This window comes from Streptomyces sp. rh34 (assembly GCF_002551245.1).
Lineage (GTDB): Bacteria > Actinomycetota > Actinomycetes > Streptomycetales > Streptomycetaceae > Streptomyces.
Map to the genome: position 1 here is coordinate 1 of NZ_NTGZ01000536.1, position 1,244 is coordinate 1,244.

Below are 1,244 nucleotides of genomic sequence, written 5' to 3' on the forward strand. Positions count from 1 at the left end.
AAGATGTGTATAAGAGACAGGCGGACTCCGGGGCGGCGGGGGCCGGGCGGTGGCGCAGCAGCGCGGGTCCGGCGAAGGCGGTGACGAGCAGGCCGATCCCGGCCAGCAGGAAGAGGTGCGTGGACGCGGAGAGGCCCCCCGCGACCAGCCCGCCGAGCCCGGCGCCGACCATGCCGCCCAGGCTGAACGCCGCGTGGAAGCTCGGCATCACGGGCCTGCGCAGCTCGGTGACCAGGTCGACGGCGGCGCTGTTCATCGCCACGTTCATTCCGCCGTAGGCCGCTCCGAACACCAGCAGCACGAGGCCGAGCGAGAGCGCCGAGTGGGTCTGGGCGGGCAGGGCGATGCTCAGGGGGAGCAGGACGCCGCAGCCCGCCGTGACGGCGTGGCTGCCGTAACGGCGGCAGAGCCGGCCGGTGAGCATCATGGTGATGACCGCCCCTGCGGAGACGCCGAGCAGGGCGAGTCCGAGGGTGGAGGCGGAGGCTCCGGTCTGCTGCTTGATGGCCGGGATACGGACCACCCAGCCGGCGAAGAGGAACCCGTCGAGGGCGAAGAACACGGTCAGCGCGGTACGGAGGCGGGCCGACGAGGGTGGGGCGGTGTCTCCGCCAGGTCCCCCCGGTAGGGCCGTCCGCAGTTTGTTTAGTTGCGGCACAAACTCAGCATAAGGTCGCTCCGGCGATGGGCGCAACATCGCCGCACGCCGTACGTTCCGCGGGCCCGGCCGTGGCCGGAACGGGATCCCCGGACCGGCCCTGGGCGCCCGGGACGCCTCCGGATCATGGGAGACTCGCCCCCATGAACGGCAAGGCGACCACCACCCGGACGAAGTTGGAGAGGGGCCGCAGTGCGCTCGGGCCCGCACTGGAACTGGTCCACACCGGGCGCGCCCCCACCCGGGCCGTGCTCACCTCCGAACTCGGCGTCACCCGCGCCACCGCCGGGGCGGTCGCCGCGGAGCTGGAGGCACTCGGGCTGATCCGGGTCGACTCCAGCCCCGGGTCGGCGGCCGGGTCCCAGGGCCGCCCCTCGCACCGGCTGTCCGTCCTGGAGACCGGCCCGGTCGTCCTCGCCGCCCAGGTGCACGCCGACGGCTTCCGGGCCGCGCTCGTCGGGCTCGGCGGACGGATCGTCGCCACATCGCCGGGCTGTGTCGCGGTGATGGCCGACCCCGCGCAGGTGCTCGGCGAGGTCGTGGAGGCCGGGGCGGGGCTGCTGCGCGAGAGCGGGCTGCGCTGCGC

Annotated in this window: 1 protein-coding gene and 1 pseudogene; one reads left to right on the forward strand and one right to left on the reverse strand. The window is 74.2% G+C overall.

The annotated features are described in order from the left end of the window. Positions 1 to 562: MFS transporter (locus tag CR470_RS38020; RefSeq protein WP_143663997.1), on the reverse strand; the 562-nt coding region annotated here is incomplete at its 3' end. A gap of 239 nt (positions 563 to 801) precedes the next feature. Here CR470_RS38020 and CR470_RS38025 point away from each other — a divergent pair. After that, positions 802 to 1,244 (forward strand): annotated as a pseudogene (locus tag CR470_RS38025) (ROK family protein); the annotation flags it as partial.